General features: G+C 63.6%; 15 protein-coding genes. 9 read left to right on the top strand and 6 right to left on the bottom strand.

Annotated features, from left to right (window positions below; translation table 11 throughout):
• The first annotated feature begins 46 nt into the window (after positions 1-46).
• The gene (locus P4U43_RS01855) at positions 47-1,360 is read left to right on the top strand and encodes a GNAT family N-acetyltransferase (protein ID WP_277357202.1); all 1,314 of its coding nucleotides are present in this window, start codon (positions 47-49) and stop codon (positions 1,358-1,360) included.
• A 263-nt stretch (positions 1,361-1,623) separates the two neighbouring features.
• Positions 1,624-3,105, top strand: a complete 1,482-nt coding sequence (rpsA, locus tag P4U43_RS01850; RefSeq protein ID WP_056547515.1) for a 30S ribosomal protein S1 — start codon at positions 1,624-1,626, stop codon at positions 3,103-3,105.
• 88 nt (positions 3,106-3,193) lie between these two features.
• Here the strand turns inward: rpsA and P4U43_RS01845 are convergent, their stop codons facing one another.
• Entirely contained in the window at positions 3,194-4,318 is a 1,125-nt protein-coding gene (locus tag P4U43_RS01845; protein ID WP_277357201.1) for a class I SAM-dependent methyltransferase, read from the bottom strand.
• Entirely contained in the window at positions 4,311-4,475 is a 165-nt protein-coding gene (locus P4U43_RS01840; protein WP_277357200.1) for a hypothetical protein, read from the bottom strand. The genes P4U43_RS01845 and P4U43_RS01840 overlap by 8 nt, the downstream gene beginning before the upstream one ends.
• 47 nt (positions 4,476-4,522) lie before the next feature.
• On the opposite strand from P4U43_RS01840, the gene coaE reads away from it, so the two are divergent.
• The 4 genes from coaE to P4U43_RS01820 all read left to right on the top strand — a co-directional run bounded on the left by coaE (position 4,523) and on the right by P4U43_RS01820 (position 11,103).
• On the top strand, positions 4,523-5,953 hold the full coding sequence (gene coaE / locus P4U43_RS01835) for a dephospho-CoA kinase (RefSeq protein WP_277357199.1): 1,431 nt from the start codon (positions 4,523-4,525) through the stop codon (positions 5,951-5,953).
• A 75-nt stretch (positions 5,954-6,028) separates the two neighbouring features.
• Positions 6,029-8,116: an excinuclease ABC subunit UvrB gene (gene uvrB / locus P4U43_RS01830; RefSeq protein ID WP_056547518.1), complete on the top strand. Its 2,088-nt coding sequence runs from the start codon at positions 6,029-6,031 to the stop codon at positions 8,114-8,116.
• A 3-nt stretch (positions 8,117-8,119) separates the two neighbouring features.
• Entirely contained in the window at positions 8,120-9,886 is a 1,767-nt protein-coding gene (locus P4U43_RS01825) for a hypothetical protein (RefSeq protein ID WP_277357198.1), read from the top strand.
• Between the two features lie 182 nt (positions 9,887-10,068).
• Positions 10,069-11,103: a TerC family protein gene (locus P4U43_RS01820; protein ID WP_277357197.1), complete on the top strand. Its 1,035-nt coding sequence runs from the start codon at positions 10,069-10,071 to the stop codon at positions 11,101-11,103.
• Positions 11,104-11,193: 90 nt separating this feature from the next.
• Here P4U43_RS01820 and P4U43_RS01815 read toward each other — a convergent pair whose 3' ends face one another.
• Genes P4U43_RS01815 through P4U43_RS01805 form a run of 3 tightly spaced genes read right to left on the bottom strand, consistent with a single transcriptional unit; the run spans position 11,194 to position 15,535 of the window.
• Positions 11,194-12,462, bottom strand: coding sequence for an alpha/beta fold hydrolase (locus P4U43_RS01815; RefSeq protein ID WP_277357231.1), 1,269 nt, complete (start codon positions 12,460-12,462; stop codon positions 11,194-11,196).
• A gap of 35 nt (positions 12,463-12,497) precedes the next feature.
• Positions 12,498-12,980, bottom strand: a complete 483-nt coding sequence (locus P4U43_RS01810) for a GNAT family N-acetyltransferase (protein WP_277357196.1) — start codon at positions 12,978-12,980, stop codon at positions 12,498-12,500.
• Between the two features lie 20 nt (positions 12,981-13,000).
• Positions 13,001-15,535 (bottom strand): DEAD/DEAH box helicase, encoded by a 2,535-nt coding sequence (locus P4U43_RS01805; protein ID WP_277357195.1) that lies wholly within the window; start codon positions 15,533-15,535, stop codon positions 13,001-13,003.
• A gap of 44 nt (positions 15,536-15,579) precedes the next feature.
• On the opposite strand from P4U43_RS01805, the gene P4U43_RS01800 reads away from it, so the two are divergent.
• Positions 15,580-16,383, top strand: coding sequence for a trans-aconitate 2-methyltransferase (locus P4U43_RS01800; protein ID WP_277357194.1), 804 nt, complete (start codon positions 15,580-15,582; stop codon positions 16,381-16,383).
• Here P4U43_RS01800 and P4U43_RS01795 read toward each other — a convergent pair.
• Positions 16,369-17,007 (bottom strand): MBL fold metallo-hydrolase, encoded by a 639-nt coding sequence (locus P4U43_RS01795; RefSeq protein ID WP_277357193.1) that lies wholly within the window; start codon positions 17,005-17,007, stop codon positions 16,369-16,371. The genes P4U43_RS01800 and P4U43_RS01795 overlap by 15 nt on opposite strands.
• Before the next feature lie 85 nt (positions 17,008-17,092).
• Between P4U43_RS01795 and P4U43_RS01790 the strand changes: the two genes are divergently transcribed.
• Both P4U43_RS01790 and uvrA read left to right on the top strand, forming a co-directional pair.
• Entirely contained in the window at positions 17,093-17,470 is a 378-nt protein-coding gene (locus P4U43_RS01790) for a GntR family transcriptional regulator (RefSeq protein WP_277357192.1), read from the top strand.
• 74 nt (positions 17,471-17,544) lie between these two features.
• A complete protein-coding gene (gene uvrA, locus P4U43_RS01785) occupies positions 17,545-20,448 on the top strand; it encodes an excinuclease ABC subunit UvrA (RefSeq protein WP_277357191.1) in 2,904 nt (967 codons plus the stop codon).
• Positions 20,449-20,475 lie beyond the last annotated feature (27 nt).

Here is a 20,475-nt window from a genome sequence, read left to right as displayed (position 1 = left end):
AGCCAGGCATGGTTCGTCAGGGCGCGGACGGTTAGGGTGGATTCTCGTGAGCACGCAAACGCAGACCGACTCCGCAGTACCCCGTATCGAGACCTTCTCCGTGGACGCGGACACCGACACCTCTCCTGACGGCGCACTTGCCGCCTGGTTCGAGGGTGTGAGCTTCGGCTTCCACGAGGGGCGGCTCGAGGCTGAGGACCTGCCGAAACTCGCCGAGGCGCACGCGGCGGACGGGCGAGTCCTCTGGGGTGCGTACGACGACAACCCCGGCCCTCACGCCTGGAACCCGCGCATTCCGGTGGCCACCTACGGCACCATGGTGAACTCGCTCAATGTGGGCGGCGGCAAATTCCTTGATGCGCACCTGATTACGGCCGTCACGGTCCGGGCAACCCACCGGCGACGGGGGCTCCTTCGCCGCATGATCACCGAGGACCTGCAGGGAGCGGCAGACCGCGGGCATGCTCTTGCGGCGCTGACCGCATCCGAAGCAACAATTTACGGCCGGTTCGGTTTCGGAACGGCCACCCACACGACCTCGGTGGAGGTGGACGTCCGTGAGCGGTTTGCGGTCACGTCCCCGTCGTACGGCCGGATTGAGGTTGTGGACGCGGACGCCGCCGTCCACCTCACGCAGGAGATATTTGCCGGCTTCCACGCCCGAACGCTCGGATCGATCGGCCGCCAGTACGCGTACGCCCGCCGGTCGTCCGGCCTCTGGGGCGAGGAGCGTCCGCAGCCGGACAAGGCGTTGCGCACCGCTGTCCATTACGACGACGACGGCCGCCCGGACGCTTTCGTCTCCTACTCGTTCGCCGGCTGGGATAAAACGCCCTACACCATGCGCGTGAAGGACCTGGTAGCAGTGTCCGAGGCGGCCTACCTTGAGCTGTGGCGGTATCTCGGGTCCCTTGACCTGATCGAGCGAGTCACCTTCACTATGGCGTCCGTTTCTGACCCGCTTCCGTGGGCCCTGGCGGACCGGCGCTGCCGTGAACTGAAGTCCGACGAAGACGTGCTGTGGCTGCGCATCCTTGATCCGGTGGCTGCCCTCGAAGCAAGGGCGTATGAGCACGACGGTTCGGTGGTGCTCCACGTGCAAGATCCGTTGGGCCATGCGCACGGTGCTTTCCTCTTGGAAGTGAGGGGCGGCAAGGCTGACGTGATGAGGCTTGGCGCTGAAGCCGCCGTTGGCCTCGACATGGATGTCGCAGCGCTCGGATCGCTGTACCTCGGTGGGGTGACCGCATCGACGCTGGCAAGTGCCGGCCGGATCAGGGCCAACTCTGCCGACGTACTGGAGAGTGCGGACCGGTTGTTCGCCCATTCCCGTCAGCCGTACTGCATCACACACTTCTAATTCGAGGGGCGGCAGGTTCGACCGTTGCACCAACTACGAACTGCGCACCGCCGCTTTGACCGGCGTTGTGCCGCAACGCTAGACTGGGTAAGCATGTCCCACGCACGGTGGGTCCCGCATGAGCTTTATCCGATATTTTTATTTTCCATTTGTCCGCATCCGGGCAGGTTCCTCATCACGGTGGGTACATATTTGGTGTGCCTTTCCGCGGGGTTCCGCAAGAGTCCGGATCAACTCATAATCCACAACGGAGCCCCAACTACATGACCATCACCACCACCGAGAAGCCAGGTGCCCCGCAGGTCGCTATCAACGACATCGGCACCGCTGAGGACTTCCTCGCAGCTATTGACGCCACCATCAAGTACTTCAACGACGGAGATCTCGTCGAAGGAACGGTTGTCAAGGTTGACCGCGACGAAGTCCTGCTCGACATCGGTTACAAAACCGAAGGTGTCATCCCTTCCCGCGAGCTTTCCATCAAGCACGATGTCGATCCGGGAGACGTGGTCTCCGTTGGTGACGAGGTTGAAGCGCTTGTCCTCACCAAGGAAGACAAAGAAGGCCGCCTCATCCTCTCCAAGAAGCGTGCGCAGTACGAGCGCGCCTGGGGCGACATCGAGAAGGTCAAGGAAGAAGATGGCGTCGTCACCGGTACGGTCATCGAAGTTGTCAAGGGTGGTCTCATCCTCGACATCGGCCTGCGTGGCTTCCTCCCCGCTTCCCTTGTGGAAATGCGTCGTGTCCGCGACCTCGCTCCGTACATCGGTCAGCAGATCGAAGCCAAGATCATCGAGCTGGACAAGAACCGCAACAATGTTGTGCTGTCCCGCCGTGCCTGGCTTGAGCAGACCCAGTCCGAGGTTCGCTCCACGTTCCTCAACAAGCTGGAAAAGGGCCAGGTTCGTCCAGGCGTCGTGTCCTCCATCGTCAACTTCGGTGCCTTCGTGGACCTGGGCGGCGTAGATGGACTGGTTCACGTTTCCGAGCTGTCCTGGAAGCACATCGACCACCCGTCCGAGGTTGTCGAGGTTGGTCAGGAAGTAACCGTCGAGGTTCTCGAGGTTGACCTGGACCGCGAGCGTGTCTCGCTGTCGCTCAAGGCCACCCAGGAAGATCCGTGGCAGACCTTCGCCCGCACTCACGCGCTGGGCCAGGTTGTTCCGGGTAAGGTCACCAAGCTGGTTCCGTTCGGCGCCTTCGTACGCGTTGAAGACGGCATCGAGGGCCTTGTCCACATCTCCGAGCTGGCTGTCCGCCACGTTGAACTGGCTGAGCAGGTTGTCTCCGTAGGTGATGAGCTGTTCGTCAAGGTCATCGACATCGACCTCGAGCGCCGCCGCATCTCGCTGTCCCTCAAGCAGGCCAACGAGGGCGTCGACGCCGACAGCACCGAATTCGATCCGGCTCTCTACGGCATGGCCGCTGAGTACGACGAAGAGGGCAACTACAAATACCCCGAGGGCTTCGATCCCGAGTCCAACGAGTGGCTTGAAGGCTACGAGACGCAGCGCGCGGCCTGGGAAGCCCAGTACGCTGAGGCTCAGTCCCGCTGGGAGTCCCACAAGAAGCAGGTTGAGCAGCACGCTAACGACGACGCTGCTGCAGCTAACGAGCCTGCAGACTCCGGCACGACCAGCTACTCCTCGGAGCCGGCTCCGGAAACGAATGCGGGCGCCGGCACCGGTACCCTCGCATCCGACGAGGCGCTGGCAGCACTCCGTGAGAAGCTGACCGGAAACTAGGTCCTTTCAACGCAGGAAGCTCCCGCCCATTGGGCGGGAGCTTCCTGCGTTAACCGGACCGTACGGTTAATCGGACCGTACCTCGGAACTAACGTGTACGCGTTGACACGGTGACCGTGAACCGCGGGTCCCGTGCCACCTGCCTGGTTGGGCCCACAAGCCTCTCGAGCGCCTGCCGGTAGTGCAGATGGCTGTTCCACACCGCCCACAGCTCACCGCCCGGTCGCAGTGCGCGCCCTGCCTCCGCGAACAGCTTCAACGCAATTCCCGCATGTACGGTGTGCCCGGAGTGGAATGGCGGATTCAGGACGATGAGTTCGTCTCCAGCGTCGGATCGTCCTGACAACCCATCTTCGCGCACGACGGCGACCTGCCCGCTGACACCGTTGGCCTCGGCTGTGGCTCTGGTGGCGGCAACGGCGGCCGCCGAGGTGTCAGTCGCTGTGACCTGGAGCGCCGGACGGGTGAGCGCAAGATACGCCGCGATAGTGCCGTTCCCGCAGCCGAGGTCCACGGCGGATGCAGCTGGCGGCGCATGATGAAGGTGCTGCAGCAGCAGCCGCGTCCCTGGATCCAGTTTGGCACCGCCGAAGGTGCCTCCGCAGGCCCGCAGCTGCAGCGGCCGGGGGAGGCCGACGTCGTACTCCGCCGTGGTGGGAAAAGGGCAGGCACCGACAGGCAGGGCACCGGTGGCGGTGAGCACGCGGGATTTCTGCCTCGCCAAGCCGGCTGTTACCGCCCCGAAGTATCGGCCGAGTATCTGATTCATGGCCGGTGTCATGTGCTTCACCCGGCCGCCCGCTAGCACTGTGACGTTGGGCGAGGCAGCGGCCGCGATGTGCCAGGCAATCTCTTCGAGTGCTTCCAGGGAACGTGGCAGCTGCAGCAGAACCAGCGTGGCGCCGTCGAACAGGTCCGGTCCCAGCGCGTGGAAGGCATACTCCCCTGATAAACCGAGGAGGGCGGCGTTAGCGTCCAACGCGCGTTCGCTGGTGATCGGGTCCTGGTGGACGTGTACTTTCCGCGCTCCCCTGTGTTGGGCGCCCAACGTCAGCGCGCCATGGGTATCACCTACTACCGCGACACCGCCGCTGGCGGGCAGGTGTTCCACCATGGTGTCGAGGAGCAGTCTGTCGGTGGCATCGTAAGCAAAAAGGTTGTCCGCCTCGATATCCGGCCGGCGCCGCAGCGCTGTGAAGGGGAAGTCAGACACAGTCCGCCCACTCCCAGCCGGCAGGTTCCGCAGCCAGCTCTCCCGCGGTGTTCCCCGCCAGCATGCCCTGGAATGCATCCAGCGCTGCGTGGTCGTCCTGCACCGCGACGGTCAGCCCGGTGAACGTCCCTTCATAATCCACCGCCGCAATGATCATGCCTGCTCGCCTCAACTCATTCTCCAACCGGCCTGCAGCCGCGGGCCGTGAATGAGATTCACGACATCAGTTTCGGTCTCCACCCTATGCAGGACTTTGATGAAGCGGGAGCGGCGGATCTCCAACTCATGTCGGTGGTGGCCGGCGATCCTGGTGTAGCGCGCTACCGTTCCCGCCGTCTCACTCACCGTCCAAGTGTAGGCATCCCGGGCGCCGCTGCGCTCCCAATAGCCAACGACGGCGGTAGCCTTAAGTTCATGCTGAGAGTTGGATTGACGGGTGGAATCGCCGCAGGCAAATCTCTGGCAGCGTCGACGCTGCAGGAACTCGGAGCGGTCCTCATTGACGCCGACCAGCTTGCGCGGGCTGTAGTGGAGCCGGGCACGGAGGGTTTGCGGGAGGTTGCGGACGCCTTCGGAAGCGAAGTGCTTCTACCGGACGGCTCGCTGGACCGGCCGGCACTCGGTGCGCGGATCTTCGCCGATCCCGGTGGGCGGGCACGACTGAACGCGATCATCCACCCGCGCGTGCGGCGCGAGGCGGCCAAAGCAGAAGCTGCCGCCCGCGCGGCCGCCGCTGGTGCCGTCGTCGTGCATGACATCCCGCTCCTGGTGGAAACAGGACAGGAGGACAGCTTCCATCTGGTGCTTGTCATTGATGCCCCTCAACAGACGCGCGTGCGCCGCATGATGGAGAACCGCGCGATGACCAAGCAGGAGGCACTGGGACGCGTCGGGGCTCAGGCTGACTCCTCGACGCGCAATGCCGCAGCCGACGTGGTGCTGCACAATGCAGGAAACCCCGCGGACCTGGCCGCTGCGGTCAAGCATTTGTGGGCGAGGCGGATACTTCCTTTCGCCCGCAACATTGACCAGCGGCAGCGGGCAGCACGGCAGGGCGGGCCGGTGCTGGTTCAGGATGGGGACTGGCCCCGGCAGGCCTCACTGCTCATCCGGCGGTTGACGCGGGTGGATCCGCGCGTCCTGGGCGTGGAACACATCGGTTCCACCTCCGTTCCCGGGCTTCCGGCGAAGGACGTTCTGGACCTGCAGCTGACAGTGGCTTCCCTTCACGACGCCGACGGTCTTTCCGACCGTCTGGCTGAAGCGGGGTTTCCACGCCTTCCCGGTATCTGGCAGGACACTCCCACCGCGGAAGTACCGGAACCCGAGAAGTGGCAGAAGCGGCTGCACTGCAACGCTGATCCGGGGCGTCCAGTCAACCTGCACGTCCGTGTGGCGGGTTCACCGGGCTGGGAGTACGCCCTGGCATTCCGCGACTGGCTGCGAACCAATCCGGACATGCTCGCGGCCTACGCGGCCGAGAAGGAACGGTGCGCCGCAATCCACCGCGACGACGCCACCATCGCCGGCTATGCCGCCCGCAAGGAGGATTGGTTCACCACGTTCGCTGCGCCCAGGTTGACCACCTGGAAGAACGACGCCGGCTGGTCGCCCGAGCAGTACCTCCCACGCTGAGCAGTCCGTTCAGCCTCCAGCAAAGAGCACCTCTGCGGACGGTCGTTGTCCGCAGGTGGACGGTAACGTAAGACTATGAGTCTTGCGCAGGAGATCAACCGTGTTGTCGCGCCTTTCGAAGTGATCAGTGAGTACCAGCCGGCCGGCGATCAGCCCACTGCCATCAAGGAACTGTCCGAGCGCATCAATGCCGGCGAGAAGGATGTCGTGCTCCTCGGCGCCACCGGTACCGGCAAGAGTGCAACCACGGCCTGGCTTATCGAGCAGGTGCAGCGGCCCACTCTGGTGATGGTGCAGAACAAGACCCTCGCCGCGCAGCTCGCCAACGAGTTCCGCGAGCTGCTGCCCAACAACGCGGTTGAATATTTTGTTTCCTATTACGACTACTACCAGCCCGAAGCCTACGTTCCGCAGACCGATACCTTCATTGAGAAGGACTCCTCGATCAACGAGGAAGTGGAGCGGCTCCGGCACTCTGCCACCAACGCCCTCCTGACCCGGCGGGACGTAGTGGTGGTGGCGACGGTCTCCTGCATCTACGGCCTCGGGACTCCCGAAGAATATGTTGCCGCCATGGTCACGCTCCGGCGCGGCCAGGAAATGAACCGGGATGACCTGCTGCGCCAGTTCGTCGCAATGCAATACGTGCGCAATGACATGGACTTCCACCGCGGCACCTTCCGGGTGCGCGGAGATACGGTCGAGATCATTCCCATGTACGAGGAGCAGGCAATCCGGATCGAGTTCTTCGGTGACGAGGTGGAGCGCATCTACACGCTGCACCCGCTGACGGGCGAGGTCATCCGGGAGGAGACGGAGATGTACGTCTTCCCGGCCTCGCATTATGTGGCCGGACCGGAACGGATGGGCCGGGCAATCACCAGGATCGAGGATGAACTGCGGGAACGCCTTCAGGAGCTGGAATCGCAGAACAAACTCGTCGAGGCTCAGCGGCTGCGCATGCGCACCACCTATGACCTCGAGATGATGCAGCAGATGGGATTCTGCAACGGCATCGAGAACTACTCACGCCACATCGACGGCCGGATCGGCGGCACCGCACCACACTGCCTGCTTGACTATTTCCCAGACGACTTCCTGCTGGTCGTGGACGAGTCCCACGTGACCATCCCGCAGATCGGTGCCATGTATGAGGGAGATATGTCCCGTAAACGCACGCTGGTGGATCATGGTTTCCGCCTGCCGTCCGCCATGGACAACCGGCCGCTGAAATGGGATGAGTTCCTGGAGCGGATCGGCCAGACCGTCTACCTGTCGGCTACGCCCGGAAAATATGAGCTCAGCAAGTCAGACGGCTACGTCCAGCAGATCATCCGGCCCACCGGCCTGGTGGACCCGGAAGTCATCATCAAGCCCAGCAAGGGGCAGATCGACGACTTGCTCGGAGAAATCCAGATCCGGGTGGAGCGGAACGAGCGCGTCCTGGTCACCACGCTGACCAAGCGGATGGCGGAAGACCTCACCGGTTATCTGCTTGAGCACGGAGTAAAGGTCGAGTACCTGCACTCCGATGTCGACACCCTGCGCCGCGTGGAGCTCCTGCGTGAGCTCCGGATGGGCACTTTCGACGTGCTGGTCGGTATCAACCTGTTGCGGGAAGGCCTGGACCTTCCGGAGGTCTCCCTGGTAAGCATCCTCGATGCAGACAAGGAGGGCTTCCTCCGCAGTTCGACATCGCTGATCCAGACCATTGGCCGTGCTGCCCGTAACGTGTCCGGCGAGGTGCACATGTATGCGGACAGGATCACCGATTCGATGGCCAAGGCAATCGAGGAAACCAACCGCCGTCGTGAAATTCAGGTGGCCTACAACACCAAGCATGGCGTGGATCCGCAACCGTTGCGCAAGCGCATCGCGGACATCACGGACACCATTGCCCGCGAAGACGCCGATACCCGTGCGCTGCTGGAGAAGACGGCGAAGTCCGCCAAGGGCAAGGGGAAGGGCAAGGGTTCAGCGATCCGGCATGACGGTCTGGCCGCGGTCCCCGCAGAGGACCTTACAGACCTGATTAGCCAGCTCACCGCCCAAATGCATGCCGCGGCGGAAGAGCTCCAGTTTGAGCTCGCAGCGCGTTTGCGTGATGAGGTAGGAGACCTCAAGAAGGAGCTGCGGCAGATGCAGTCAGCCGGGCACGCCTGATCCATGCCGGAACAGGGCGGCGCCGGCAGTGGGTCATTTACTGAGATCCGGGTCCACGGCATCGGGGATCATGAGTACTACACCAGTCTCGGGCTGCCCGTTCAGAAGCCGCTGAATGCGTGGGTCCAGGTTGCCACGCCGCCTCCGCTGCCGAACCACCGGCTGCGCATCGTCAACTGGTCGCGTTCCCGCAGGAAACAAGCAGGCTTCCTGTGGTATCTCGCGTTCCCTTTCACGATGGCGAACGTGGCCGGACGGATGGAACCGGCCGGCGCCGGTGCTGCGCGGGCCGCACTTCTGCGAACACTCGTCGGGGTAATCGCAGTAATTCTCACCTTGTCGCAGCTTGCCTGGCTGATCGTGCTCGGCGAGACCGTCCTGCGCTACGTGAGCCTTCCGCCGCCTACGCTGCGAGCGGTCCCGCTAATCGCTGCCTGCCTGCTCACCGCGTGGTTGACGTACCGGTACCGGACCGTGGTGATGGCGCAGTCTGAGCAACATCGCCGCCAATTACTGCCGCTGGCTCATGCGGCAGTCGTGGTCTGCAGCGGTGTCCTGCTGAGCGTCGCGCCGCCGGCCCAGCTTCTCCACCGGGGATGGCCCTCCACCCCCATACCGGGGGGTGCCTCGCGGCTCGACGCGATGGCCCTGTGGATAGCACTCAGTATCGCCATCGGGTTTCTCGTGGCTCTGGTGCTGGCCATCCGCAGCAACGCCGGTATTCACAACGGCAGCAGTCCCAACGCCCCGCTTGCTGCTGCGGGCGTCCTGCTTGCCGTGTCCCTACCCCTCATGCACGCGGTCACTGCGCTTGTCCGCATGCTCCTCGACAACCTGCTCGGCTACATCACCGGCCTGTTTGGCCGGGTTCGTGTGCCCCAACCGCATTCCGGCATCCTGCTTTCCTACGACAATCCGGTCGATCCCGGGGACAGCCGACTCGATCTCTTCCCGTTCCTCGCGCTTATCGCCGCGGCGGCTGCGCTGGTGGCTACCGCCGTCGTGCTGGCCATGGAGCGGGGGCTGGGGCTGCCGCCGGTGACCCGCGGTAAGGCCGCGCGCGGGCGCTGGTGGCATGATGTCTGTGCAGCGGCACCGCGACTGCTGCCCCGGATCCTCCCGTTCGCCGTGGTACTGGCACTGATGACGATGACGACGGCGGTTGCCCTCGGCGAGGGCAGGCTCGGCGGCCCGTGGCTGGCTCTGGCCATCCTGCTGCTGCAGATCGCCGGGGCGGTGGTGGTGCTGGTGGTCTTGCTCGGGCAGCTCCGGACCCTGCGGGAGGTACTGGGCAAGATTGCCGACGTCGCAGGCTTCTGGCCCGTCCGCGACCACCCGCTGGCGGGATCGTCCTACCGAGACGCGGCCGTTGCAGGTATCGCCGAACTGACGAACCGCCACTCCGGGGGCGAGGTGGTGCTCGTGGCGCACAGCCAAGGATCGGTGCTCTGCGCGTGGCTCGTAGCCCGCTTACGGATGGCGGAAGCGCATCCGCACCTCGTCACGTCCGGCTCGCCCATCGGGTCCGTGTACGCAGCGTTCTTCCCTCGTACCTTTTCACCGGAACTGCTCGCCGACGTTGCGGACGGCACACGGACCTGGACCAATTTCTGGCGGGATACCGACCCGGTCGGGTTTCCCATTCCGCACGCCGCCAACCGTGAACTGCCGGACCCGCGCGCCGATGGAATCGTACGCAGCCACAGTGACTACTGGACCGAGCCGGGGATTGTGGCGCACGTTGCGGCCTTGGCCGCGCACCATCCCTGAGCCGCTCCACGTTCCCCTTCCGTTCCGAACGCGGGTACGATGGAAGGAACGTAGGGGAGTATCCTTTCGCGCTACGAACGTCAACACGCAGGCCGACGACGGCCGGCCGGGCGTAGCGGTCGCACACTTGGTTGCGACGGAGAGACTTGCGAAATTCCGTTGTACCTTCGAAAGGGACCCTTGTGCTTGAACTGCCCCTTGCCTTTGAAATAGGCACCTTTGTCGTCCTGGGAATAATCCTCCTGCTGGACCTTCTTCTCGTCGTGAAGCGTCCGCACGAGCCCTCCATGAAGGAGGCCGGCCTCTGGGTTGCGTTCTATGTGGGGCTTGCACTGGTCTTTGCGGCCGTCATGTTTGCTGTCACAGGCCCTGAATACGGAGGTCAATTCGTCGCAGGCTGGGTAACCGAGTACAGCCTGAGCATCGATAACCTCTTCGTTTTCATCATCATCATGGCGAGGTTCTCCGTACCGAGGAAATACCAGCAGGAAGTGCTGATGGTGGGCATCATCATCGCGCTGATCCTGCGTGGAATTTTCATTCTGCTCGGCGCTGCGCTGATCAGCAACTTCTCCTGGATCTTCTACATCTTCGGTGCCTTCCTCCTATGGACCGCCTACCACCAGGCAAAGGATTCGGGCGAGGAGGAAGAGGACAAAGAGAACAAGCTCATCACCAAGCTGCGCGGTGTGCTTCCCATGTCCGAGCACTACGACGGCGGCAAGATCCGCACCGTGGTGGACGGCAAGAAGGTCTTTACCCCCATGCTGATCGTGTTCATCACAATCGGCCTGACCGACCTGCTGTTCGCGGTGGATTCCATCCCTGCCATCTTCGGACTGACCGAAAGCGCGTTCATCGTGTTCACGGCGAACCTCTTCGCGCTGATGGGGCTGCGCCAGCTCTACTTCCTGCTGGGCGGTCTGATGACCCGCCTGGTCTTCCTCAAGCACGCGCTCTCGATCATCCTTGCCTTCATTGGCGTGAAATTGATCCTGCACGCGATGCATGAAAATGAACTGCCGTTCATCAACGGCGGCCAGCACATTGAATGGGCTCCCGTGATTCCGACGTTCGTTTCACTGGCATTCATTGTCGCGACAATCGTCATCGCCGTCATTGCGAGCCTGCTAAGCCCGGCCGGCAAGCGTGCAAAGCTCGACGCGGAACTCGCTGCCGACGCCGAGCGGGCGCGCACCGGCGGTCCGGAGTCCTGAACGCAGCTTAACAACAGCGCGGCTGAGTAGCAGCGCGAAAGGCGCCGGTCCTGCTGTGCAGGACCGGCGCCTTCGGCGTTGAAGGAGACTCTAGGCCGTGCGGGTCATCGCGAGCAGGCGCGAGAAGATGGCATCGCCGTCGTCGGAAATTCCGTCGTGGTGGAAGTCAGCGGTCTCCCACACCTGCAGGCCCCGGACCGAGACTGCTGTCTCAAGGGATAAGTCCCGGTCCACGTAGATGTCGTCGCTATAGACTGCTGCGGCAGCCGGAACGGTATTGGCGGCCAGCTGCTGCACGTCGTACAGCGGGCCCCAATCGTCCACAGCGGCGATCAGCTCAGCCGTTTCCTTCAGCGGAACCAATGAAGGGTCCTCATCGAAGTACCAGGGGTAGACCATCTCTCCGGTGAGCAGTGGGTCAGGGGCATCGGGTGCAAACTCGGGAAATTGCGCCAGCACGCGCAGGGCAGCCCAGTTGGAGGCCTCGCCCTGACAGTAGATGGATTCGTGGAGGAGCGCATAGAGCGGATTCGAGCGCCTGCTCACGACCGCCGGGAGCTGGTCGAGGAAGACGGGGGAGAGGCGATCCGCGCCGGAAGCATCAGCGAAGGCATCCTCCAGCAAATAGTGCAGCGCATCGACCCGCGTGTTACCACCCAGGAATGAGCCGACCATCTGGAAACGCTGCGGAGTCAGGCGCTCACCGGTGGGCAGGAACTCCTCCACCCGATCCAGGTGCCGCATAATGCGCGTGACGGCTGCCCTGTCCTCGGGGTAGCGGGTGAAGTATTCGGCATTGCGCGCCGCCACCCGCCTGAAAGTTGAGCGGTAGACGCCCTCCGGAGGCCCTGCAAGGGGCGCCAGCCCGCCGGTGATCAGGGCACGGTCCATTCCCTCGGGCGCCAGGGAAAGGTAGGAGAGTGTGCAGAATCCGCCGAAGCTTTGCCCGAACACTGTCCACGGCGCCGAGCCCAGCGCGGCACGCATCAGCTCAGCGTCGGCGACGATGGAATCAGCACGGAAATGCCGCAGGTACGCGGCCTGCTCAGCAGGGGTGCCACGTTGCGGCAGGGTCACCGAATCGGCTTGCGTGGAGAAGCCCGTGCCCCGCTGGTCCAGCATCAGGATCCGGAAGTCCCTGGCGGCTGCCTTCATCCATCCGGACAGCTGCGTGGTGCGGTTGCCGCGCACACCGGGCCCGCCCTGCAGGAACAGCAGCCAGGGAAGCCGGGCAGCGTCGGCGTCGGAGTGGTCCGTGGAACTGTATTCCCGGGCGAAGAGGGAGATGTGCTCTCCAGCTGGATCCTTGTGGTCGAGCGGAACCCGGAAACGGTGGGCGGTGCTTCGGACACCGCGCATTACGTGCGTCGGTCCGGTGTGGTGCGCCGCGGAGCTCACGCGCCGGTTCCAGCGAAGGCGGCCAGCGGTGCTCCTGTCAGCCTGAAGGTTGACCACTCGTCCTGCGCCTGGGCACCGAGGCTCCGGTAGAACTGAATGGACGGTTCATTCCAGTTGAGCACTGACCATTCCACCCGGGCATAGCCCCGTTCGGCAGCAATGCCCGCGAGCGTCTGGAGCAGTGCCTTCCCGTAACCCGAACCCCGGGCTTCCGGGCGAACATAAAGATCCTCGAGGTAGATGCCGTGGACACCTTCCCACGTGGAGTAATTCAGGAACCAGAGAGCGAATCCCTGAACACCGCTGTCGTCCTCAGCGATATGGGCGAAGATTCGCGGGTTGGGACCGAAGAGGGCTTCCTCGAGCCCTTCCACCGTGTTGCGCACGGCGTCCGGTTCCTTTTCATAGACCGCGAGGTCGTGGATCAGTTGCAGGATGGTGGGCACGTCGTCCCGGCGTGCTTCGCGGATGGGAGTCATGGTTTCCAAGCCTAGTAGGATCAGGGACCGCCAACCGACGTGATGGCGAGAACGGGGAAGCCGGCGTCGTCGGAGGCTGCCAGATCCACCACCGCGTTGATGCCCCAGTCCTGGTCGCCGGACGGGTCCTTGAAAATCTGCCGTACTTCCCAGCGGTCCGGAAATTGCTTGATGATGAGCAGCGCCGGACCGCGTGCGTTCGGGCCGTCGTCGATGTCATCATGGGCGTCGAAGTATCCGTCCATGGCCTCGGCCCAGCGCGCCGCGTTCCAGCCCGATGACTCGTCCAGCCGGCCGAGTGCTTCCTCATCCTCGTCAGCGAACAGCTGAACGCGCTGGAACATCTCGTTGCGCACCATTACCCGGAATGCACGCTCATTCGACGTGACCGAATCCGGCTCCGGCGGCAGATCGACAGTTCCGGTATCGGACGAGGCAGCGCCGGCCGCCAACTGCTCCCATTCGTCAAGCAGGCTCGAGTCCACCTGACGGATCATTTCGCCGAGCCATTCGATGATGTCGGTCAGGTCTTCCCGGAGGGCGTCCCGCGGGACTGTCTGGCGCAGTGCCTTGAAGCAGTCGGCAAGGTATCGCAGGAGGATTCCCTCCGACCGCGCGAGGGAGTAGAACGCAACGTACTCGCCGAAGTTCATGGCCCGCTCGTACATATCCCGCACCACGGATTTGGGCGTGAGCTCGAAATCGCCGAGCCATGGAGCACCTGAACGGTAGGTGTCGAAGGCGTGCTGCAGGAGCTCAGCCAGCGGCTGTGGATACGAAATCTCCTCAAGCCGGGCCATCCGCTGGTCGTAGTCGAGGCCGTCCGCCTTCATGGCGGCGACAGCTTCGCCGCGTGCCTTCTTTTCCTGGGCGCTGAGTACCTGTCGCGGCTTTTCGAGGGTGGCTTCGATCACGGAAACGACGTCAAGCGCATAGGCAGGACTCTCCGGGTCGAGGAGCTCAAGACTTGCGAGCGCGAACGGGGACAGCGGCTGATTCAGTGCGAAGTTGGCCTGCAGGTGGACCCGCAGCCGCACCGTCCTGCCTTCCTCATCCGGTTCGGCAAGCCGCTCAACGATACCCGCGGTCACCAGCTCCCGATAGATGCTGATTGCCCGCCGGAGGTGGGCGAACTGCCGCGCCTGCGGTTCGTGGTTGTTCCGCAGCAGGTTCTGGACGGCATGGAGGGGATCGCCGGGGCGTTCAAGCAGGTTGAGCAGCATCGAGTGGCTGACGGCAAAGCTGGAGGCCAGCGGCTCCGGAGTGCCCTCGACCAGGCGGTCGTAGGTGGGTTTGCCCCAGGACACGAACCCCTGCGGCGGCTTCTTGCGCACCACCTGACGCAGCTTTTTCTGGTCGTCACCGAACTTCGCGACCGCCTTCGCCATGGCTTTGGTGTTCTCCACGACGTGATCCGGCGCCTGAACCACCACCGTGCCGGACGTGTCGTAGCCGGCACGCCCCGCCCGGCCGGCGATCTGGTGGAATTCGCGTACGTTGAGTGGTCGGGTGCGGACGCCGTCGTATTTGCTGAGGGCTGTCAGCATGACGGTTCGGATCGGCACGTTGATGCCCACACCCAGGGTGTCGGTACCGCAGATCACCTTCAGCAGGCCGGCCTGGGCAAGCTGCTCCACCAGGCGCCGATACTTCGGCAGCATGCCGGCGTGGTGCACGCCGATTCCGTGGCGTACCAGCCGGTTCAGCGTTTTGCCGAATCCGGAAGAGAACCGGAAGCTGGCAATGAGCGCCGCGATCCTGTCTTTCTCCTCACGCGTGCACACGTTGATGCTCATCAGATTTTGCGCGCGCTCGATGGCTTCCGCCTGGCTGAAGTGCACTACGTACACGGGGGCCTGGTGGGTTGAGAGTAATTCCTCGAGCGCTTCCTGGAGGGGGTCTTCAGAGTAGTAGAAGTTGAGTGGGATCGGCCGGTCACCGGAGCTGACAAGAACCGTTGAACGGCCGGTACGTTCCGTCAGGTCTTTCTCAAAGCGCTCGACGTCGCCGAGAGTCGCGGACATCAGGAGGAATTGGGCCTGCGGCAGCTCAAGCAGCGAAACCTGCCAGGCCCAGCCGCGCTGAGGATCAGCGTAGAAGTGAAACTCGTCCATGACGACGGTGCCGACATCGGCCCTAGCGCCCTCACGCAGGGCAATGTTCGCGAGGATCTCCGCGGTGCAACAGATGATTGGAGCGTCCTGGTTCACTGCGGAATCACCGGTCACCATGCCGACATTCTCGGCCCCGAAGATGGCGCACAGCGCAAAGAACTTCTCCGAGACCAGCGCTTTGATAGGCGCTGTGTAGTAGCTCCTGCGCCCTTCAGCGACAGCGTGGAAATGCGCGGCGACGGCCACCAGCGACTTTCCGGATCCGGTGGGGGTCGCGAGGATTACGTTGTTGCCCGATATGAGCTCAAGAACGGCCTCGTCCTGTGCGGGATACAGGGTGAGCCCGGTGCTCGCGGACCACGAATGGAAGGCCGTGTACACGGCGTCAGCGTCGGGTGTGCCTGGGCGCTCGATCTGGGGGAGGTGCTCCTGGATGTTCATGTCCTCCCAGCCTATCCGTTGAGGGCCCGCGATATGCTTGGCCGATGCGCTGGGACCCCGCACAGTACGCCGCCTTTTCCGATCACCGGGCGCGCCCGTTCTTCGACCTGGTCGGCCGTGTCGACCACCCGGCTCCAAGGAGGATCGTCGACCTGGGCTGCGGGCCAGGTGAACTCACCGTCGTTCTCGCACGCAGATGGCCGGAGGCAGAGGTGCTCGGCATCGATTCGTCTCCTGAGATGGTCGAGCGAGCCCGGAGTCTGGAAGACACCCCGGCCAACCTCGCGTTTGTGCCGGGAGATGTCCGGGACTGGACGCCGGAGGCGGGCACCGACGTCGTCGTTTCCAACGCCGTCCTGCAGTGGGTGCCCGATCATCAGACGTTGCTGGCGCGGTGGGCCGCCGCACTTGAGGAGCGAGCCTGCCTGGCGTTCCAGGTTCCGGGCAACTTCTCGGCGCCCTCCCACGTGCTGATGCGCAGGCTGGCGGAGTCCGAGCGCTGGTGTCAGCAACTGGGCTCTATCCTGAGGCACGACGACGTCGTCAGCCCACCGGAGGACTACCACCGGCTCCTGCGCGGGGCCGGTTTGGAGGCCGATATCTGGGAGACCACCTACCAGCATCTGCTCACCGGAGCGGATCCGGTGCTGGAATGGGTGCGCGGCACCGGGCTGCGGCCGATTCTTGCAGCCCTTCCGGCTGCTGACGCAGCAGAGTTTGAGCGCACCTACGCCGCAATGCTTTCCGCGGCGTACCCGCCGGAGCCGGACGGCGGCACGCTGCTTGCGTTCAGGCGGATCTTCGCTGTGGGCACCAGATCGAGCACTGGCATCTCACCAGCCGCGTGAACGCCACTGGGCGAGGGACGGCCGCTCCGCACCGAGGGTGGTCGGCTTCCCATGACCGGGATGCACGATCGTATCGTCGTCGAACGTGTTGAAGATGCGCTCAACCACGTCGGAGTAAAGGGACTCGAAACGCTGCGCGTCTCCGCCCGTGTTCCCAACGCCGCCCGGGAAGAGGGAATCGCCGGTGAACAGGTGCACGGGACCGCTCGGGTCCCGGTACGCCAGCGCGATGGACCCGGGAGTGTGTCCGCGTAGCGAGATTGCTTCCAGGGTGAAGCCGTCAAAGGTGCCCACATCACCATGGGCGAGTGGGACGTCGGTGGGGACTGCGATGTCATCAACATCGTCGGCGCCGGCAGCAGTTCGGGCTCCTGTGGCACGTACAACCTCTGCCAGCGCACGCACATGATCCCAGTGCGAGTGCGTGGTGATGACAAGGGCGAGCTTGGCGGGGACGCCGGTGTCCTGAGCGCCGTCGGCAAGCAGGCGTTCGATGGCCCGAGCGTCGTCGGCTGCGTCGATGAGAACCTGGGCGCCGGTGGTCTTCGCGGTAATGAGGTAGACGTTGTTGTCCATTTCGCTGACTGAGCAGGAACGGATGGTCACGTCGGTGAGGTCATACATGGTCCAACCCTAGTGCCGATGGTGATGCTGCACACCGCGTGGCAGAATGTGAGCACCCTTCCACTGTCGTCCAGGAGCGCGCACCGTGAATTCTGATGTATCGGCGTGGCTGCGGATCGATCCGGCCAGCTCTGTGCCGCCGTACGAGCAGTTGCGAGTACAGATCCTGGACGCTGCAAATGACGGCTCGCTCCCGGTGGGTACACGACTTCCTCCTGTCCGTACCCTTGCCGGTCATCTGGGTGTAGCTGTCAACACCGTGGCCCGCGCGTACCGCGAACTGGAACAGGCACGCATTGTCGTCACCCGTTCGCGCGCCGGTACGGTGGTGGCGGCCGCGGGGGATGAAGCACGGCGCAAGGCCGCGGAGGGAGCCGCGGAATATGCCAGGCTCATCAAGGCGAATGGGCTTACGGAGGAAGAAGCAGTCTCCTACCTGCGTGCGGCTCTGCGCCGTCGGTGAACATTCAGCCCGACACGCCGCGAAAACCCGCGTTCGAATATGTCTTCGAACGGCGTTTCCCCTAAAGTGTAATGGTGTCTATAGCAACCTCCGTGGATTCCGGTCTCTCCAACCCTGACAAGCTGCCCCAGGATCTTTCGCGGCTCATTGTCAAGGGTGCAAGGGAACACAACCTGCGCAACGTCGATCTGGACCTGCCGCGGGACGCGATGATCGTCTTCACCGGACTCTCCGGCTCCGGCAAGTCTTCCCTGGCTTTCGACACCATCTTTGCCGAGGGACAGCGCCGCTACGTCGAGTCGCTCTCCGCCTACGCCCGGCAGTTCCTCGGGCAGGTGGACAAGCCTGACGTGGATTTCATCGAGGGCCTCTCACCCGCGGTATCGATCGACCAGAAGTCCACGAGCAAGAACCCGCGGTCCACCGTCGGTACCATTACAGAGATTTACGATTACATGCGGCTGCTATGGGCCCGCGTCGGCAGGCCGCACTGCCCGGTATGCGGCGAGGCCGTCATCAAGCAGACGCCGCAGCAGATTGTCGACCAGCTCATGGAGCTGGACGAGGGTACCCGTTTTCAGGTCCTCGCGCCCGTGGTGCGCGGCCGTAAAGGTGAGTTCGTCGATCTCTTCCAGGACCTGGCTGCAAAGGGTTATTCCCGTGCCCGCGTGGACGGAGATCTTGTTCAGCTGACTGATCCGCCCAAACTGGGCAAGCAGTTCAAACACACCATCGAGGTGGTTGTCGACCGCCTGGTCATCAAGGGCGGTGTCCGGCAACGGCTCACCGATTCAATTGAAACGGCGCTCAACCTCGCCGAGGGGCGCGTACTGGCTGACTTCGTTGACCTGGAGTCCGGGGACCCGCTCCGGCTGCGCGCCTTTTCGGAGAATCTGGCATGTCCCAACGAGCACCCACTTGCGATCGACGAGATCGAGCCACGGTCGTTCTCCTTCAACAATCCCTTCGGCGCGTGCCCCGCGTGCACCGGCATCGGCACCAAACTCGAGGTGGATGAAGAACTCGTCGTTCCCAACCCGGACCTCGCCCTCGGCGAGGGAGCCATCGCCCCATGGGCACTGGGTACAGCAACGCTCGAGTACTGGACACGCCTGCTCGAGGGACTGTCGAAGGAACTCGACTTCTCCATGGACACCCCCTGGAAGAAGCTGCCGGCGCATGCCCGGGACGCCGCACTGTATGGCAAGGACCACAAGGTAGTGGTGCAGTACCGCAACCGTTTCGGCCGCGAGCGGAAGTACAGCACGGGCTTCGAGGGCGCTGTCCAGTACATCCACCGCAAGCACCTCGAGACGGAGTCCGACTACGCGCGGGACCGCTACGAGGAATACATGCGGCAGATTCCCTGCCCGGAATGCGGTGGAGCACGCCTCAATCCGGCATCGCTGTCCGTACTGATCAACGGGCGGTCCATCGCCGAAGTAGCCGCTCTGCCTATGCGCGAGTGCAGTGACTTCCTGAATAACCTCGTCCTCACGGGGCGCGAGGCGCAGATTGCCTCCCAGGTCCTCAAGGAGATCCAGGCGCGGCTGCGGTTTCTGCTCGATGTCGGGCTCGAATACCTGAACCTTGAACGGGCAGCAGGAACCCTCTCGGGCGGCGAGGCGCAGCGGATCCGCCTTGCCACCCAGATCGGCTCCGGTCTGGTGGGCGTGCTGTACGTCCTTGATGAACCCTCCATCGGCCTCCACCAGCGGGACAACCGGCGTCTCATCGAAACCCTTACCCGGCTGCGTAACCTGGGCAACACGTTGATCGTGGTGGAACACGATGAAGACACCATCAACGAGGCAGACTGGATCGTCGACATCGGACCGGGTGCAGGGGAACACGGCGGGGAGGTTGTCCACTCCGGCTCTCTCGAGGATCTCCTCCTGAACGAGAGGTCCATCACCGGCGACTATCTTTCAGGGCGGCGGAAGATCGAGATGCCGGCCAAACGCCGCAAGATTGACCGCTCCCGCCAACTCAAAGTTGTGGGCGCCCGCGAACATAACCTGAAGGGCGTGGATGCGACCTTCCCCCTGGGAGTTCTGACCGCGGTGACCGGCGTCAGCGGGTCGGGCAAGTCCACGCTCGTGAACGAGATCCTGTACAAGGTGCTTGCCAACAAACTCAACGGCGCAAAGCAGGTGGCCGGACGCCACCGCAGAATCGATGGGCTGCAACACCTGGACAAGGTCATCCACGTTGATCAGGGCCCCATCGGCAGGACCCCGCGCTCGAATCCCGCTACCTACACCGGGGTCTTCGACAACATCCGAAAGCTGTTCGCCGAGACAACGGAGGCGAAGGTCCGCGGCTATCTGCCGGGCAGGTTCTCCTTCAACGTCAAGGGCGGCCGGTGTGAGGCGTGCTCGGGGGACGGCACGCTGAAGATCGAAATGAACTTCCTGCCCGATGTCTACGTGCCCTGCGAGGTGTGCCAGGGCGCGCGGTACAACAGGGAAACACTTGAGGTTCACTACAAGGGCAAGACGATCGCCGATGTGCTGGACATGCCGATCGAGGAAGCAGCGGAGTTCTTCGCAGCCTTCACCCCGATAGCGCGCCACCTCACCACCCTGGTGGATGTCGGTCTGGGATATGTCCGCCTCGGGCAGCCCGCCACAACCCTCTCCGGTGGTGAAGCCCAACGCGTGAAGCTGGCCAGCGAGCTGCAGAAGCGCTCGAATGGACGCAGCGTTTATGTCCTCGATGAACCCACGACAGGGCTGCACTTCGAGGACATCCGCAAGTTGCTGCAGGTCCTGCAGGGGCTTGTGGACAAGGGAAACACCGTCATCACCATTGAACACAACCTCGACGTGATCAAGAGTGCGGACTGGGTGATCGACCTCGGCCCGGACGGTGGGTCCGGCGGTGGTGAGATCATCGCCACGGGAACCCCGGAACAGGTCGCTGTCGCGGAGGTGAGCTACACCGGCAAGTTCCTGGCGGAGGTTCTGAACGCCTGACCATATGCCGAATGAGGAATGCAATTT

Source organism: Arthrobacter vasquezii, assembly GCF_029455255.1.
Lineage (GTDB): Bacteria > Actinomycetota > Actinomycetes > Actinomycetales > Micrococcaceae > Arthrobacter_D > Arthrobacter_D parietis.
Note: the sequence above shows the minus strand (reverse complement) of the source record. Positions and strands in the feature narration are given on the sequence as shown.

Coding starts and splice junctions, on each gene's coding strand:
- rpsA (WP_056547515.1), top strand. CDS start 1,624: ATGACCATCACCACCACCGAGAAGCCAGGTGCCCCGCAGGTCGCTATC.
- P4U43_RS01840 (WP_277357200.1), bottom strand. CDS start 4,475: ATGATCATTGCGGCGGTGGATTATGAAGGGACGTTCACCGGGCTGACC.
- uvrB (WP_056547518.1), top strand. CDS start 6,029: ATGAGTCTTGCGCAGGAGATCAACCGTGTTGTCGCGCCTTTCGAAGTG.
- P4U43_RS01825 (WP_277357198.1), top strand. CDS start 8,120: ATGCCGGAACAGGGCGGCGCCGGCAGTGGGTCATTTACTGAGATCCGG.
- P4U43_RS01815 (WP_277357231.1), bottom strand. CDS start 12,462: ATGCGCGGTGTCCGAAGCACCGCCCACCGTTTCCGGGTTCCGCTCGAC.
- P4U43_RS01810 (WP_277357196.1), bottom strand. CDS start 12,980: ATGACTCCCATCCGCGAAGCACGCCGGGACGACGTGCCCACCATCCTG.
- P4U43_RS01805 (WP_277357195.1), bottom strand. CDS start 15,535: ATGAACATCCAGGAGCACCTCCCCCAGATCGAGCGCCCAGGCACACCC.
- P4U43_RS01800 (WP_277357194.1), top strand. CDS start 15,580: ATGCGCTGGGACCCCGCACAGTACGCCGCCTTTTCCGATCACCGGGCG.
- P4U43_RS01795 (WP_277357193.1), bottom strand. CDS start 17,007: ATGTATGACCTCACCGACGTGACCATCCGTTCCTGCTCAGTCAGCGAA.